We start from the raw sequence: 15,833 nt of genomic DNA on the forward strand, positions 1-15,833 counted from the left end.
AAATAATAATTACTGAATAAATTAATTTGACTAATTAATGTTCAGTAAGAATCAAATTATTAAAACACAGTGTTTTAAATAGACTGGGTCGTCATGGATATGAAAGCTGTAATGATGGTAATTGGAAGATTGTTCTAATGAAATGGGTACGTATAAACTACGGACAATCCAATGGAGAATGGTAAAACAGGGACTGATTGGATTATTGAAATCAAAAGAAGATTTGGATTGCAATTGATCGTAATCACTTTTTAATTCTACTTGTACATCTTTGCAAGAGCTACTGTCAGTACATAAGTCCTGTTGGAATAGTATTTCAGCATGATTGTCTTGACAGTGAGGACATTGATCATGAAGTTTTTTTGCATCTTGAGACCAGGAGATATCTGTGTTTTTTCCACAATGATGTAAATGGATAGTTGCCCCCGTACTGCATACAGAATATAGGATTAGTAATATGGTAGCAACTATTTGTCTCATAAATGCCAGCAAATTTACATAAAGTATTTTTTAAAAGTGTGGATAATTTCCTACATCATATTTTTGTTACTTCAAAAGACTCTTTTTATATTCGAGTAACTTAATATAATAAACCTAATAATGATATGGAAAATTTAGCTGCACATCCTAACCTGCTCTATATTGGGTTATCTGCGCTAATATTAGCTGCAGGATTGGTACTCTTCTTATTCAACAAAATTGTAAAGAAAGTAAACTAATAAAAGGGGGAAATGTAGATTTCCCCCTTTATTTTTTGACTTAAATTTTTCTATGTATAAAGCATTTAGTTTTTTGAATGCTTGATGTTTGCAATAAATTCAGGAATCTTCTTTATATAATCAGCCTCAGCTAATAATTTGACGAAGGCGGTTCCCACTATTGCCCCTTGCGCATAAGTGGTTGCTTTTTCAAAAGTTTCTTGATTGTGTATCCCAAACCCGATAACTAATGGGTTCTTTAAATCCATATCCTTAATGCGTTTGAAATAGGTTTCAGCTTGATTTTGAATGGATAATTTTTTACCTGTTGTCGCATTGGAGGAGAGTAGGTAAATAAAGTTAGTCGATAAATCATCGATTTTCCGAATCCGTTCTTCTGAAGTTTGTGGTGTTACAAGAAAAATATTACTGATCCCATTTTCTTCAAAGATAGGTTGGTATAATTCTTCATATTCATACATGGGTAAATCGGGAATGATGGTTCCATTTACACCTACATTTTTACATGCTTGACAAAAGTTCGCAACCCCAAATTGTAATACGGGATTGAAATAACCCATGAGGTACACAGGAATATTGACATGATTTCTTAATTCTTTCAATTGTTCGAAGAGTACTTTTAAACTCATTCCATTAGCTAATGCAACTTCAGAACTGTGTTGAATCGTTGGACCATCGGCCACAGGATCTGAATAGGGAAAGCCTATTTCTAAAAAGTCTGCCCCTGCTTTTTCTAAAGCACTTGCTATTTCTAAGGTACTGTCTATGCTTGGGTATCCTGCTGTAAAGTATATGGAAAGTAATCCATTGGAATGCTTATTGATCTGTATCATAATTAAAAGCCGAAATAGTTCATGTAATTATCTAAATCTTTATCGCCACGTCCTGAAAGACAAATGACTACGGTTTCATCGCCTTTGAAATCCATTTTTTCAAGATATGCTAAGGCATGAGCGCTTTCAATGGCCGGAATAATGCCCTCTAATTTGGTCAGCAATAATCCTGCATTCATCGCTTCATCATCGGTGGCACTGACGTATTTTCCCCTACCTGATTTAAATAACCAAGCGTGTTGGGGTCCAATACCGGGATAATCAAGTCCTGCAGAAATGGAATAGGGTTCAATGACTTGTCCATCTTCAGTTTGCATTAGAATAGAGCGACTGCCGTGTAGCACCCCTTCTTGACCTAATACGGTGGTCGCGGCAGATTCACCACTATCCACCCCATGTCCAGCCGCTTCAACAGCAATTAGTTGCACCTGTTCATCGTCTAAGAAATGATAAAACATGCCGGCAGCATTCGATCCTCCGCCTACACATGCCATCACGATATCTGGGTTTTCTTTCCCTGTTTTCTCCAATAATTGAATTTTTGTTTCTTCCGAAATGATGGATTGGAATCGAGCCACCATATCTGGATAGGGGTGAGGTCCTACAACGGAACCGATAATATAATGGGTGTCTACAGGATTGTTTATCCAATCGCGCAATGCCTCATTTGTAGCATCTTTCAAGGTCTTACTTCCAGAGGTAGCAGCTACTACGGTAGCCCCCATCATTTTCATCCTTGCAACATTGGGCGCTTGCCTTTTTATATCGATTTCGCCCATATAGACGATGCATTCTAAGCCTTTTAAGGCACAAACAGTCGCTGTAGCAACACCATGTTGTCCTGCGCCTGTTTCAGCGATTATACGCTTCTTACCTAGTCGTTCTGCCAATAATATTTGACCAATCGTATTATTAATTTTATGGGCACCGGTATGATTCAAATCTTCCCGCTTGAGAAAGATGTTTGCATTGTACTTTTCGGATAGCCTTTTAGCAGGATATAGCGGAGAAGGCCTACCAACATAATCCCTTAATAATTCTTCAAATTCCATCTTGAAGGATGGATCTTCCATAATGCTTAAGTATTGTTGTTGTAATTCTTCTACATTAGGATACAACATTTCTGGAATGTAGGCACCTCCAAAAGGTCCGTAATATCCTTTACTATTTACTTGATATTTGCTCATGATGTATAATGTTCAAAGCTTCTTTTAGTTTTTCAATGTTTTTTATTCCAGGTTCAATTTCAAATTTAGAATTTAAATCGAAACCTATCAGTCGATGGTCTTCAAATAGGGTTGCTTTTTCTAAATTCTCCAAAGAGAGTCCGCCACTTAAGAAGTAAGGGTTTTTATAGGGATATGAGGTTAATTTCTCCCAATTAAATGGGACACCTGTTCCTCCATAATCTTTACTCTTGGTGTCAAATAAGAAATAATCGACCAAGTCTTGGTAGGGTTCTAATGCAGACCAAGTGAAGTCATCCGTTATTCCAAAGGATTTAATCAATTCTACGGGATAGGATTTTAATTGGGCTAGCAAGTTGGGTTCTTCATCTCCGTGAAGCTGTACAGCTTGTAAGTCAAACTGTGCTATGTTTTGGAGAATCTCCTCTAAACTGGCATTGACAAAGACACCTGTTTTTTTAATGTGTTTAGGGACCAATTGATGATCTAAGCTTGTCGCATACCGAGGAGACTTGGCATAAAAAATATGCCCCATATAATCAATCGGTAATGTTGAAAGCTCCGCTATGTTTGCGGGCTCTCTCATGCCACATACTTTCACTAAAAACGTTTTGTTAGGCATTGACTATTAATTTTAAACTGTGAAGTGCTTTCAAGCTCATCAAAGATTGTTCTGCTTCATAATAACAATCGCCGAAGCTTTTTTCTGGATGAAAGGTCTTGATCGCAAAAGCGGCATTGGTCAATACGACATTATTTTGGGTAGCATTGCCCTCAGCATTCAGTATTTGTTGGAATAGTTGAGCAGACTCTATGACGGTTTCGCCACCCCCTAATTCTTCGGCAGCAATAGGGCTGAAGCCTATTTCTTCTACGGTATAGTAGTTCTCTCCACGATTATTGATGACTTTAAAATCTCCAGTTAGTGAAATTTCGTCATACCCATCTAATGCATGGATGATGCTATATTGCTTATTGGTGTTTTGATATAAGTAAGAATATAATCTTGCTAACTCTAAACTGAACACTCCGACAGATTGAAATTTAGGATTTGCTGGATTTGTTAAAGGGCCTAGCATATTGAAAAATGTCTTCACTCCTAAAGCTCTTCGTATTGGAGCCACGGTTTTCATTGCTGGGTGAAAAAGGGGAGCGTGTAGAAAACAGATGTTTGCACGATCTAATTGTTTTTTAAGGATATCCTTATCATTGGTAAAGGTGTACCCTAGTTGTTCCATCACATTGGAGGAACCACATCCGGAAGAAACACCTACATTGCCATGTTTAGCAACTTTATACCCTGCTCCCGCAACGACAAAAGAGGCTAATGTTGAAATATTGAAGGTGTTTTTGCCATCACCACCTGTCCCACACATATCAATAATATCTTGCCCCTCAAAGTCTACTTTATTACATAAATCGTACATGGCATCTCGAAATCCACCTAGTTCTTCTACACGTATACTGCGCATTCCGTAAATAGTCATGAATGCTGCAATTTGGTGGGTGTCGTATTTACCTGTTGCGATATTTGTTAATATATCATAGGCTTCCTTTCTAGTGAAGGACTTATATTCAAATAAATGGGCTAATATTTCTTTCATAATTTTTCATAAAAAAAGGCCTGCCGAAAAGGCAAGCCCAATATTAAGTTCGTTTAATCCAACTCAATGGTCATTGCCACAACATTATATGTTGTGCCACCAGCTAGTTGTATTTAATTGTGTAGTTTTCATGTTGCGTGTCAACAAATATCAATTATTGGTTTGATATTTGCAAGAATTTACCGTAAAAATTGAAATTTTTTAATAAGTCACAAAGTGTGCTAAATTGTCTCCTTTAGAGACTAAGGTAAAGGATGCAATTTTTCCATCGGCAATATATAAACTTGAAATAAGGCGATCTTTATAATATAAAAAATACATCTGATTCGTGTTTAAGTCTTCCGGGTCTATATCCTTCAATTGCTTGCGCGGTAGTTGAGCATAGTTTTTATATTGGAATTGCGCTAGTTTTCTAGAAAGTAGATTTATACGGATCTCCATTAGGCTTTCCAATAAATAATCGTAGAGTTCATCGGTTGGTTCGTCGACGAGGACATGCTTACTTAGTACAATATCTAATGCAATATCCTCATTAGCTAATTCCTGTATGAAATTTTTAACTACTGATAGATCGTTGGAAGCATCTATTTTCGTGTTTTCTTGACTTTGGGAAAATCCCCATAGTGGAAAACAAAGCATAAATGCATAAAGTAAATATTTAGTCATTCAAAAATAATTTCTTATTTGACTATTCAAGTAACAAAAAGATTAAAATAAAAAGCGCCTTAGTTTTTGGCGCTTTCTATAGTGATTTTAATACTCATCTTCGTTGAAAAAGAAATCATCCTTAGTTGGATAATCTGGCCAGATTTCCTCGATGTTTTCATAAGGCTCACCATCGTCTTCCAAAGCTTGAAGGTTCTCAATTACCTCAACCGGTGCCCCAGAGCGTATAGCGTAGTCTATCAATTCATCCTTTGTTGCTGGCCATGGAGCGTCTTCTAAATGTGAAGCTAATTCAAGTGTCCAATACATATCTCTTTAATTAAGTTATACATTTTCGCAAAAATAATATATAATTTAAGTATTACAAGTAATTTAGCTTTATTTCTTTGTTAAGTGTTATAACTTGAAGAAAATCAGTTTATTAAAATTATATTTAATTTAAATTATTGAGGTTGTTCTTTCCAAATTTTATTCATTTTACTGTAAACTTGAGACTCAATGGTTGTAAATTGTGCTTCTAATTTATGATTCGGACTGATTGGTGTAAGCACAGTTACTTGAATAACTCCTGGTTTTGAACCCAATTTTACGCCATCATCCCATGCTAATTTCCAGGCATTATGAATCACTACAGGGAGTATGTCGACCTGTTGTTCTTCTGCCATACGGAAAGCTCCTGGTTTGAATGGATGCAACATAGGCGGGTACTCATCATCTATTTTTCCTTCTGGAAATATCACGATAGATTTTCCTTTTTTTACGAGTTCTTCTGCTTGCTTGTAGGCTTTAAATGCGGAGATTTTACTATCTCTGTTTACTGGAATATCAATAGATTGAAAAAAGAGTCTGGTGATAGGGTTTTTTAGTAATTCAGCTTTACCGATGAATGAAAACTCTTGTGGACATAGAAAAGTGAGTACGGTGATGTCAAGTATGGAAGTATGATTTGGACAAATGATATAGCGCTTGCTCCAATCAATGGGTGCTTCGTAAGTGATATGGAAGCGTATGCCTACAGCATATGCACTTCCTACACTAATCCATTTTCGGATGCGAACAATTCGACGATAATTGTTGATTGGGTTTTTTGCTAATACATATAGCATTGGAAAACATATTATGAAAAATATGAATACCGAAATAATATATAGCGTTCTGTGGATCTTCTTTAAAAACAATATCATTAAAAATGGCGCTTCGGACTAAATTATAAAATTAATGCCAACTCCCTAATGTAAAATCATAGTTTTCAATGATATTTTAATAATATTAAAAATGGGTAGTTAAAAAACACCCCCAAAAGTAGCGCTTTTGAGGGTGTTTTTATCGGTATTATACCTGTTTTATTTGCTTAATTCAGCAAAATATTTGTGAAATAATGGGATTGTTTCAATACCTTTCAAATAATTCTCAATGCCATATTTCTCATTAGGTGAGTGTAAATTATCACTATCTAAACCAAATCCTAATAGGACTGTTTTAACGGCTAATTCTTTTTCAAATAATGCGACAATAGGAATGGAACCACCACCTCTAGTAGGGATAGGTTTTTTGTTGAACGCTTCCTCAAGTGCTTTTTCTGCTGCTTGATATGCAATACTATCAGTAGGTGTTACTACTGGTTCACCACCATGGTGAGGTCTAACTTCCACCTTTACCGAATTTGGAGCGATTGCTTCAAAATGATTTTTAAACAAATTGGTGATGCGTTCTGAGTTTTGATTAGGTACCAAACGCATAGATATTTTAGCAAATGCTTTGGAAGGTAATACTGTTTTTGCACCCTCTCCAATGTAACCACCCCAAATACCATTAACTTCTAAAGTTGGTCTAGTACCTGTGTGTTCAATGCTGCTATAGCCTGTTTCTCCCCACAATTCTTCTACACCTAAATCCTCTTTATATACTTCGATATCAAAGGGAGCTTCATTTAACGCTTTTCTTTCAGCAGCTGAAAGTTCGATAACATCGTCATAAAATCCAGGGATCGTAATGTGGTTGTTTTCATCATGCAGTGAGGCAATCATTTTGGCAAGAATAGTTGCTGGATTTGCTACAGCTCCACCGTATACACCAGAATGTAAATCTCTATTAGGGCCAGTTACTTCCACTTCTACATAAGAAAGTCCACGTAATCCAGTCTCTAAAGAAGGAGTTTCCAAGCTAATCATGGAAGTATCAGATATTAAGATCACATCAGCTTTTAGGCGTTCTTTATTCTCATTGACGAATATTCCAAGGTTTGCGGAGCCTACCTCTTCTTCACCTTCAATCATGAACTTTATATTACAAGCCAATTGATTGGTTTTAACCATAAATTCAAAGGCTTTAACATGCATGTAAAATTGACCCTTATCATCAGCGGCACCACGAGCATAAATTTTACCATCGCGTACGGTTGGTTCAAATGGTGGGGTTTCCCAAAGTTCAATTGGATCTGCAGGTTGAACATCATAATGACCATACACCAATACCGTAGGTAAACTAGGGTCAAAAATCTTTTCGCCATAAACGATAGGGTATCCTGCTGTTGGACAGATTTCAACTTGATCTGCACCAGCATCCTTTAATTTTTGAGCTACAAAAGCAGCGGTGTTTAGTACGCCCTCCTTATACTGTGGATCCGCGCTTACGGATGGAAAGCGCAATAATTCAAATAATTCTTCTAAGAAGCGATCTTTATTTGCTTCTACATAGTCTTTGATCTGTTGCATTTCAAATGGTTTTGTGCAAAGGTAATGAATTATATTTTACAACATCTGTAACTTTTGTTTAGGTTCTACGACTTATGGGTAGGAAAACAGGAATAGCAAACGTTAAAAAAAGCTAATAAATTTTATCTTTTTAAATTGGAATAAAAAATACGCTAAATTCACATAAAATCCTATACAATAAAGAATTATACAAGCTAAGCATAATATAAATCCTATGAAATTGATAATCAAACTGATGTTATCAGTGCTGGTCACCCTAAGTTTTCAACTTTCTTTTGCGCAACACAAAATCACAGGTGAAGTGTTAGATCAAACAGAAAAAACAAAACTTGCTCAAGCCACCATCACATTATTACAAGCTAAAGATTCCATCTTGGTGAGTTTTACCAGAGCCGATGAAAACGGTAAGTTTTCCCTCTCGTATCCAGACAAATCTGATTATTTGTTGCTCATCAGCTATCCTAAGTTTGGAGAATTCTATAAAGAATTGAAGCAAGGATCAGCGGATATCAACTTAGGTAAAGTCGAATTGCAAAGTACTGCACATTTGATCGAAGAAGTTTTGATTACGGGTAAGATACCGGTGGTTATCAAGGGGGATACTGTGGAATATGATGCGGGAAGTTTTGTTACTGAAAAAAACGCGAATGTTGAGGATTTATTGAAAGTCTTGCCAGGCATTTCTGTAGATGCGACAGGAAAAATTACTGCGCAAGGTAAAACAGTCGAAAAAGTATTGGTAGATGGGGAAGAGTTTTTTGGCAATGATCCAAAATTAGTGACTAGAAACCTCCGTTCCGATATGGTGGATAAAGTTCAAGTTTATGAGAAAAAGTCAGAACAAACCGAGCGGACAGGAGTGGACGATGGAACTCGCGTGCAAACTATTAATGTCAAATTAAAAGAAGATGCTAAGAAAGGCGCGTTTGGTAAAATTGAAGCCGCAGGAGGTCTAGATGATAACAGTGGGTATTACCTTGGTAAAATTGCTGCCAATAAATTTAATGGAAGTCAAAAGATTGGTGCTTTCCTTTTAGGATCCAATGATGGAAACGTAAGTCTGAATTGGGAAGAAGAGGAAAAGTTTGGCGTAGGATCTTCCATAACCATGGAGGATAATGGCAATGTTATATATTATGGTGGAGGGGATGAATTTAGTTATTGGAACGGAAAAGGCCAGCCTAAAGCAATAACCACTGGGATTTCTTTTCTAGATCAATGGAAAGAAAAGAAACATAAATTGAACCTAAATTATAAATACGGAAATATTGAAAATAATATCTTGGAAAGTAATATTATTCAAACACCTCGTGGTGCTGGTTTATTAAACTCATCCACCGATAATAAATCCTTTAGTGATGCGCTAAGGCACCAGTTCAATACAAAGTATGATTTTGCGTTAGATTCTTTAACCACCCTTACTTTAAAAGTTGGAGCTTCGAAAAGCAATACCGAACGAAATAATAGAATTGATGGGGTATCTTACTTCGATGATGTTAAAGAATCGGAAAACTTTAGTGAGCAAAAAAGCTTGATTAATAATCAAAACATCTCATACGACACCTATTTCACAAAGAAATTTCAAAAAGAAGGTAGAAGTGTTTCCTTCAGGTTTGCAGGGAATAATTCCCAAGATCAAACGGAATTAAACCTAAATTCTGAATTAAATGATTTCACCAATAACAACGTCGAAATCATAGATCAATTCAAAGATATTTCTTCTAATTCTGATAATATTCAAACCTCTATCAGTTACTCGGAACCTTTATCTAAGAAAATAATGGCGGTTGTTGGCTATGATTACAATCTTTCAAAAAGCCATTCGATCAACAAATCCTTTAATAAGGATGCACAAGGAAATTATACGGTTTTAGATGAATTGTTTAGTAATGATTTTAATTTTAATACCAATAGAAATGCCGCCAATCTTGGTATAGGTTTTAAAAATGATAAGATGGAGGTCAAGTTGACTAATATTTTCCGAATGGATGATATGAATCAAAAAAACAATTTTGAAGGCACAACCTTGCAAAGGGATTTCATTACCTACAACCCATCAGCAAGGTTTAGATTTAATATCAGTAAATCAAAATCGATCAATTTTAATTATAGTTTGTCTAACAATCTTCCTTCCTTATTTCAAATACAACCCTTGCGTCAGAATACGGATCAGATGAATCAGACTTTTGGAAATGAAAATTTAAAGCCATCCAAGTCCAGTAATTTTAACTTGAATTACCATACCTATGATATGCTTAAAGGTAAATTCATATACTTAGGTTCAAACTTCACACAAAGCTTTGACGCTATTCAGCAGAATTTAGTTTTATTGCCAGGAGGTAAACGTGAGTTGTATTATGAAAATGTAGATATTACAGGTAATAGAGGATATTTATATGCTGGTGGAGGTTTTGATTTAATTCGTAAATATCAAATCAAAACAGACATTCGCTTGAATGGTAACCTCACGAATTACGGAAACTATATTTGGGATAAAACCACACCTGAACAAGATCAGAAAGGATTTGTTAAAAACTTAAATAAAAATTACAATTACAATATTTCCATCGGGTTTAATCGAAATACCACTAAAGGGGTTGATTTTAGTGTTAGTTTCAACCCAGGTTGGAATATTATGAAAACTTCCTTAAATCCAGAACGTAATAATGAAGGATTTACCTACAATACGGATGTAAATTACCGCGTATATTTACCCTTTAAAATCACCTTATTTGGAGATTTAGGCTATCGTTATGAAGCTCCAACTAATGCCTTTGCAGAGAAATTTGAACGTGTCTTGTTCAAACCTGGAATATCCAAGAAATTCTTAAAAGGAGATAATCTAATGGTTGATTTCACGGTGAGCGATTTATTTAATCAAAACAAAGGGTTCAGTAGATACCAATCTGGTAATGCGATTACTCAAAATACATATAATACCATTGCACGTTACTACATGTTGAAATTTACATGGGATTTAACCTATATGAAAGGAGCACAATAATATGAAAATGAACTATATAACCTATATTTTACTATTTATAGCCTTAGGTATCAGTCAAATGGCTACTGCCCAATATGCTTATTTTCCGAATGAAGGAACGATCACGTTTGATAAGACTATCCATGCGAAGAACTTGTTAAAGAGACATATTGCAACCTTAAAGGATGGCGATTTATCCAGACAATATTTTGAAGGATTAGTCAGTAAAGTTCCAGAAACGGTAGTTGTTCCAAAGAAATTCTCTTTTCGAGGCAATGAAATGTCTTTAGAACCTATAGAGAAAGAACAAACCGAGATCGTAAAGCGATTATTGCAAATGGGTCTGTTAGACTATGGCGCACTTATTTATCAAAATCTAGACAAGAAGCAATCCATGATGTATATGGAAATGGGGGGCTCTGAGGTAGCTATACAAGATAGTTTGACCAATGTTACTTGGAAGTTGACCAACGAGTATCGGAATATTGCAGGATACGATTGTCGCCGAGCAAATGGAGTAACCCTAGACTCGGTATACGTTGTGGCGTTTTATACCGATCAAATACCCATCTCTGCTGGTCCAAGTACCGTACATGGGCTCCCAGGTATGATCTTAGGCTTAGCTATTCCTGAGCAGCATTATAACATGTATGCAAGTAAAGTGGAATTGTCAGCTGCCACTGTGAAAAGTGATATTTTCAAGAAAAAAGCTAAAGCAAAGACCAGAACAGAAACTACGGTATTGATGAAACAAGCATTTGGACAATGGATAAATGATAAGCAGTTTGGTCTTATCATAGCCGCTATGTTTTTATAAAATTGTTGCTGAAGAAAATTTATTGTTGAAGGAAATGTCCATCAAGCTTTTAAAAGAAAATAAAATTTTTTTCAAGATTGTTAATCTGTCTTTTTAGCCTTTAAATCAAGCTTTATAAATAAAAAAACCCGATCCTTAAGGATCGGGTTTTTTTATCAATTTAACGATACAAGCTTATTTTTTACCGTCGTTTTTCTTCGCAGTAACTTCATTACGAATATCTTGTGCTAAAGTTTTGATGTCTTGAAGACCTTTACGCACGCGTGTTCCTGCAGCAGAATTACCGTTGTTGAAAAATTTTTCTGCATCTGCTTCGATAGAAGCTACTAGCTCTTTTAATTTAGTGTAGTTTTCCATTTTTTAATTAATATAATTTTAGTTTTTCTTAATTAATTCACTAATATATCATAAATATACAAAAGGAATACAAAGAATCCTCATTTTTAAAAGATTTTTTGAATTTAAAAATCCTTTTATAATAAGCTTATTCAACTATATTCAATTCATCAATGATGTTTGTTGCACCAGCGAATTTATCTATTATGAATAAGACATACCGTATATCCACCGAAATGGTACGTTGCAACTTAGGATCAAAAATGACATCACCAGCCATTGCTTCTATGTTTCCATCAAAAGCCAAGCCAATTAATTCACCTTTTGCATTCAAAACAGGGGATCCTGAGTTTCCTCCCGTGATATCTTGATCACTCAAGAAGTTTACTGGAAGATATCCGGAGGCATCTGCATAACGGCCAAAGTCCTTATTTTCATACAGTTCGATCAATCGTTTCGGTAAGTCAAACTCTTCATCATTAGGCTTATACTTCGCTATAGTACCTTTAAGCGTTGTGTAATTATTTATTTTAGCATCATTACGTTTGTCTTTAGGTAATGCTCTGATTGTCCCATAAGTTAAGCGTAAAGTTGAATTTGCATCTGGATAGTGTTTACCATTCGGATCCATTTCCAAAACACCAGCAACATATTTGCGGGTAGCTCCTAAGAAGTTATCATTCAACTGATCAAATTCAGGATTAGTTTCCCGATACTTGTCCATCAATGCAGTAGAAATTTTTAATAGGGGATCATTTGCAAGAACCTGTTCGTTTGGAGCCTTTAGAAATGCTGCTAATTTTTCCGATGAACTGAAAATACTAACATCAAAAGCCTGTTGCACATCTTTTTGGAAATTATTGTTGTTTTTAGTCGCTAGTTCTTTAATATACGGAGCGATAGTACCCGCTTTATTCGCATATAAATTTAATTCATCTGCTAAGACATCAACTTCCAAAGGAATATATAAATCACCGTAATTATCAGTTATGAATGCTTCCAAACGAGGTAAGATTTCCTTACGTTTAGCTTCATTGGCTTGCGCATATTGTAAAAGACCAGCGCCTAAAGATGCAGGTAATGCTGCGAAAGTAGAAGAACGTAGCATACCAATCAAGTAATTATCATGCCTAGCTTTTTCATTGGTTTTCGCATAGTAATCATTGATGGTATTGATGACTCCTGCATACTTATCCTTATTCGCAGGTTTATTTGCCCATTTATCAAACTTTTTCTCTTGTTTATACTTGGTAGCCGCTGTTTTGTGTTTAGTCAAGGCGTCAATCATTCCTTGTCTGTTTTTCCAATAGTTAGCAACCCCTGAATACTTCGAAGCATAATTTAATTTTACCCCTTGATCCTTGTCCATGTACTTTTTCATGGCATCCATTCCAACTTTCGATGCTTCCACCCAAGCTGGATATGCATATTTCACATTTTGATCAATTCCAGCGGCATTCATCCAACGGTTAGTACGTCCTGGATAACCTAAGATCATCGAAAAATCACCTTCTTTTAAACTTTTGATACTGATAGGTAAGGAGTATTTCGGTTTTAAAGGGATGTTATCTTTCGAATATGCTGCCGGATTACCATTTTTATCAGCATATACACGGAAGATGGAAAAATCGCCTGTATGTCTAGGCCATTCCCAGTTATCGGTATCTCCTCCGAATTTACCAATACTACTTGGTGGGGTTCCTACTAGGCGAACATCTGTAAAATCTTGGTAAACGAAATAGTAATACTCATTACCATTGAAAAATGGACGTACGGAAACAACGTATTTACCATTCTCACTTTGTTCCGCTTGAATTTTTGCGATTTCTTGATTAATCACTTTTTCACGCTCTTTTTCGGACATGGAATTATTAACAAGGCCTAAAATACGTTTGGAAACATCGTCCATACGAACGAAAAAACGAACATATAAAGACTTCGGTTTTAATTCTTCCGCATGATTTTTTGCCCAAAATCCATTTGTCAAATAATCATGTTCAGGACTAGAAAGTTCCGCAATAGCACCATAACCACAATGGTGATTGGTAAACACTAATCCATTTCCAGAAACAATTTCTGCTGTACAGCCACCATTAAATTGTACAATAGCGTCTTTCAAACTGGAATTATTAATGCTGTAAATCTCTTCGGCAGTTAATTTTAAGCCTTTCTTTTGCATGTCGGCTTCGTTCATGCGTTTCAGGTACATTAAGAACCACATGCCTTCATCTGCAAACGAGAAGGTACTAAACACAGTTAGTAAACTTAATAATAGTATTTTTTTCATATCAACCTTTTTGTAGAACAACAAATTTCCATCAAATTGTGCGCAAATCAAAATGATTTGTCAGGAAATGCGGAACGGTCATGTGCTAGGTTTTACCTATCTTTGCCAAGATGGCATCATTTGAAGATTTTAAATTAAATAAACAACTCCTCAATGCAATAGCAGAGGCTGGATATTCAACCCCTACAGAAATCCAACAAAAAGCAATGACACCTATTCTGGCAGGACAGGATGTGATGGGAATAGCACAAACAGGAACAGGTAAAACCGCTGCTTTTGTATTGCCGATGCTCATGAAGCTTAAATATGCACAGGGCAATGACCCTCGAGCATTAATCTTAAGTCCTACCCGTGAATTAGCAATGCAAATTGAAGAACATATTCAATTGTTCTCTACCTACCTCGATATTCGTACGGTGTTGCTGTATGGTGGTTTAGGGCCTAAAACACAAAAAGAATTATTGGCCAAAGGTTGCGATATCATTGTAGCTACCCCAGGTCGTTTCTTAGAATTGTATTTGGAAGGGGAGATAGTGACCAAAAATTTAAAGTTCTTGGTTCTGGACGAAGCCGATAAGATGATGGATATGGGTTTTATTGGTAAAATCCATCGAATTCTAGAAGTCGTTCCTCGTAAAAGACAAAACTTACTTTTCTCCGCTACGATGAGTGAATTGGTACGTAAAATTTCAGGCGATTTTTTAGCTTTCCCTACCGTGTTGGAAGTGACCGAACAGGCTACACCTGCCAAGACCGTAGAGCAATTGCTTTATTACGTTCCCAATCTAAAAACGAAATTAAATCTATTACAACATTTCTTTAAAGACGAAACTTCCTTTCATCGGGTTATTGTATTCTGTAAAACGAAAGCGGTTGCGGATAATATTTTCGGCTATTTAGAACGTAAATATGGAGCAGATGAAGTTCGTGTAATACATGCGAATAAAGGGCAAAATACACGGATCAATTCCATCAATTCCTTTAAGGAAGGGAATGTGCGTATTTTGGTAGCTACTGATGTTGCCGCCCGTGGATTGGATGTTACTCAAGTTTCTCATGTGATCAATTTTGACGTGCCTATTGTGGTGGAAGATTATGTACATCGTATTGGACGTACTGGTCGTGCATTTCAATCGGGAACTGCAATAACATTTTGCAATCCTGCAGAGGAGTATAACATCCAAAAAATAGAAAAGTTAATTCGCCAACAAATTCCAGTGCATCCTATGCCTGTTGAAGTGATGGTAGAAAAAACTCCTTACGATGAAAAACAACACATTGCTCGTGAAATCGACAATCAAAAGAAAAAAGATAATCCAGATTTTAAAGGGGCTTTCCATGAAAAAAAATACGTGATTAAAGCAAAATTGGCAAAGCAAACTGGATGGTCAAAACCTAACAACAGCAGCAACAAAAAATCTAAAGGCAAGCCTTCCCGTAAAAAATGAAATTAACACCCTTAAATATTGCCCTGGCAAGTGTATTAGTTTGGGCGCTCGGTGAAAATATGACAGGCGAAAAACCATTATTTTCTTGGTATTGGTTACTTTTATTCGCGCTGGTACTTGTACTGGTCGATATTCTTTTTCGCATGTGGTTTAAAAACCTTAAGCGCTTATGGATTGTTCAGTGTGTATTTTTGATTTTAGTAAGTATCATTGTAGTATTGATAAAATTACAGTTTTAA

General features: G+C 35.9%; 15 protein-coding genes. 4 read left to right on the forward strand and 11 right to left on the reverse strand.

Translation table 11 applies throughout. The features are described 5' to 3' along the window. Positions 1 to 51 precede the first annotated feature (51 nt). The 9 genes from ACFRAE_RS15200 to ACFRAE_RS15240 form a co-directional block, all read right to left on the reverse strand. Positions 52 to 480 carry a hypothetical protein gene (locus tag ACFRAE_RS15200; protein WP_422798023.1) on the reverse strand — a complete coding sequence of 143 codons (429 nt, stop codon included), beginning with the start codon at positions 478 to 480 and terminating at the stop codon, positions 52 to 54. Positions 481 to 784: 304 nt separating this feature from the next. After that, positions 785 to 1,552, reverse strand: a complete 768-nt coding sequence (gene trpA / locus ACFRAE_RS15205; RefSeq protein WP_422798024.1) for a tryptophan synthase subunit alpha — start codon at positions 1,550 to 1,552, stop codon at positions 785 to 787. A gap of 2 nt (positions 1,553 to 1,554) precedes the next feature. Beyond that, the gene (gene trpB / locus ACFRAE_RS15210; protein WP_422798025.1) at positions 1,555 to 2,739 is read right to left on the reverse strand and encodes a tryptophan synthase subunit beta; all 1,185 of its coding nucleotides are present in this window, start codon (positions 2,737 to 2,739) and stop codon (positions 1,555 to 1,557) included. Further along, positions 2,717 to 3,361: a phosphoribosylanthranilate isomerase gene (locus ACFRAE_RS15215; protein ID WP_422798026.1), complete on the reverse strand. Its 645-nt coding sequence runs from the start codon at positions 3,359 to 3,361 to the stop codon at positions 2,717 to 2,719. The genes trpB and ACFRAE_RS15215 overlap by 23 nt, the downstream gene beginning before the upstream one ends. Continuing rightward, the gene (gene trpD, locus ACFRAE_RS15220; RefSeq protein ID WP_422798027.1) at positions 3,354 to 4,343 is read right to left on the reverse strand and encodes an anthranilate phosphoribosyltransferase; all 990 of its coding nucleotides are present in this window, start codon (positions 4,341 to 4,343) and stop codon (positions 3,354 to 3,356) included. The genes ACFRAE_RS15215 and trpD overlap by 8 nt, the downstream gene beginning before the upstream one ends. A 201-nt stretch (positions 4,344 to 4,544) precedes the next feature. Beyond that, positions 4,545 to 5,009, reverse strand: a complete 465-nt coding sequence (locus ACFRAE_RS15225) for a hypothetical protein (protein ID WP_422798028.1) — start codon at positions 5,007 to 5,009, stop codon at positions 4,545 to 4,547. Between the two features lie 87 nt (positions 5,010 to 5,096). Beyond that, positions 5,097 to 5,318, reverse strand: a complete 222-nt coding sequence (locus ACFRAE_RS15230; protein ID WP_002996718.1) for a DUF2795 domain-containing protein — start codon at positions 5,316 to 5,318, stop codon at positions 5,097 to 5,099. A 134-nt stretch (positions 5,319 to 5,452) separates the two neighbouring features. Continuing rightward, positions 5,453 to 6,115, reverse strand: coding sequence for a lysophospholipid acyltransferase family protein (locus tag ACFRAE_RS15235; protein WP_422798029.1), 663 nt, complete (start codon positions 6,113 to 6,115; stop codon positions 5,453 to 5,455). Positions 6,116 to 6,352: 237 nt separating this feature from the next. Further along, the gene (locus ACFRAE_RS15240) at positions 6,353 to 7,723 is read right to left on the reverse strand and encodes a dipeptidase (RefSeq protein ID WP_422798030.1); all 1,371 of its coding nucleotides are present in this window, start codon (positions 7,721 to 7,723) and stop codon (positions 6,353 to 6,355) included. 214 nt (positions 7,724 to 7,937) lie between these two features. On the opposite strand from ACFRAE_RS15240, the gene ACFRAE_RS15245 reads away from it, so the two are divergent. Both ACFRAE_RS15245 and ACFRAE_RS15250 read left to right on the forward strand, forming a co-directional pair. Then, the gene (locus ACFRAE_RS15245; protein WP_422798031.1) at positions 7,938 to 10,727 is read left to right on the forward strand and encodes an outer membrane beta-barrel protein; all 2,790 of its coding nucleotides are present in this window, start codon (positions 7,938 to 7,940) and stop codon (positions 10,725 to 10,727) included. 1 nt (position 10,728) lies between these two features. Continuing rightward, positions 10,729 to 11,523, forward strand: a complete 795-nt coding sequence (locus ACFRAE_RS15250) for a GLPGLI family protein (protein WP_422798032.1) — start codon at positions 10,729 to 10,731, stop codon at positions 11,521 to 11,523. A 174-nt stretch (positions 11,524 to 11,697) separates the two neighbouring features. Here the strand turns inward: ACFRAE_RS15250 and ACFRAE_RS15255 are convergent, their stop codons facing one another. Both ACFRAE_RS15255 and ACFRAE_RS15260 read right to left on the reverse strand, forming a co-directional pair. Further along, positions 11,698 to 11,880: a hypothetical protein gene (locus ACFRAE_RS15255; protein ID WP_021068808.1), complete on the reverse strand. Its 183-nt coding sequence runs from the start codon at positions 11,878 to 11,880 to the stop codon at positions 11,698 to 11,700. A 127-nt stretch (positions 11,881 to 12,007) separates the two neighbouring features. Further along, positions 12,008 to 14,146, reverse strand: coding sequence for a S46 family peptidase (locus tag ACFRAE_RS15260; RefSeq protein ID WP_422798033.1), 2,139 nt, complete (start codon positions 14,144 to 14,146; stop codon positions 12,008 to 12,010). A 110-nt stretch (positions 14,147 to 14,256) separates the two neighbouring features. Between ACFRAE_RS15260 and ACFRAE_RS15265 the strand changes: the two genes are divergently transcribed. Then, positions 14,257 to 15,594, forward strand: coding sequence for a DEAD/DEAH box helicase (locus ACFRAE_RS15265; protein ID WP_422798034.1), 1,338 nt, complete (start codon positions 14,257 to 14,259; stop codon positions 15,592 to 15,594). Further along, positions 15,591 to 15,833: a hypothetical protein gene (locus tag ACFRAE_RS15270; RefSeq protein ID WP_422798035.1), complete on the forward strand. Its 243-nt coding sequence runs from the start codon at positions 15,591 to 15,593 to the stop codon at positions 15,831 to 15,833. The genes ACFRAE_RS15265 and ACFRAE_RS15270 overlap by 4 nt, the downstream gene beginning before the upstream one ends.

Source organism: Sphingobacterium sp. HJSM2_6, assembly GCF_049316305.1.
Classification (GTDB): domain Bacteria; phylum Bacteroidota; class Bacteroidia; order Sphingobacteriales; family Sphingobacteriaceae; genus Sphingobacterium.

Bases quoted from the DNA above. Each gene is read 5' to 3' on its own strand.
- ACFRAE_RS15240 (WP_422798030.1), bottom strand. From the start codon at position 7,723: ATGCAACAGATCAAAGACTATGTAGAAGCAAATAAAGATCGCTTCTTA.
- ACFRAE_RS15260 (WP_422798033.1), bottom strand. From the start codon at position 14,146: ATGAAAAAAATACTATTATTAAGTTTACTAACTGTGTTTAGTACCTTC.
- ACFRAE_RS15235 (WP_422798029.1), bottom strand. From the start codon at position 6,115: ATGCTATATGTATTAGCAAAAAACCCAATCAACAATTATCGTCGAATT.
- ACFRAE_RS15225 (WP_422798028.1), bottom strand. From the start codon at position 5,009: ATGACTAAATATTTACTTTATGCATTTATGCTTTGTTTTCCACTATGG.
- ACFRAE_RS15200 (WP_422798023.1), bottom strand. From the start codon at position 480: ATGAGACAAATAGTTGCTACCATATTACTAATCCTATATTCTGTATGC.
- ACFRAE_RS15255 (WP_021068808.1), bottom strand. From the start codon at position 11,880: ATGGAAAACTACACTAAATTAAAAGAGCTAGTAGCTTCTATCGAAGCA.
- trpD (WP_422798027.1), bottom strand. From the start codon at position 4,343: ATGAAAGAAATATTAGCCCATTTATTTGAATATAAGTCCTTCACTAGA.
- ACFRAE_RS15245 (WP_422798031.1), top strand. From the start codon at position 7,938: ATGAAATTGATAATCAAACTGATGTTATCAGTGCTGGTCACCCTAAGT.
- trpB (WP_422798025.1), bottom strand. From the start codon at position 2,739: ATGAGCAAATATCAAGTAAATAGTAAAGGATATTACGGACCTTTTGGA.
- ACFRAE_RS15270 (WP_422798035.1), top strand. From the start codon at position 15,591: ATGAAATTAACACCCTTAAATATTGCCCTGGCAAGTGTATTAGTTTGG.
- ACFRAE_RS15265 (WP_422798034.1), top strand. From the start codon at position 14,257: ATGGCATCATTTGAAGATTTTAAATTAAATAAACAACTCCTCAATGCA.
- ACFRAE_RS15215 (WP_422798026.1), bottom strand. From the start codon at position 3,361: ATGCCTAACAAAACGTTTTTAGTGAAAGTATGTGGCATGAGAGAGCCC.
- trpA (WP_422798024.1), bottom strand. From the start codon at position 1,552: ATGATACAGATCAATAAGCATTCCAATGGATTACTTTCCATATACTTT.
- ACFRAE_RS15250 (WP_422798032.1), top strand. From the start codon at position 10,729: ATGAAAATGAACTATATAACCTATATTTTACTATTTATAGCCTTAGGT.
- ACFRAE_RS15230 (WP_002996718.1), bottom strand. From the start codon at position 5,318: ATGTATTGGACACTTGAATTAGCTTCACATTTAGAAGACGCTCCATGG.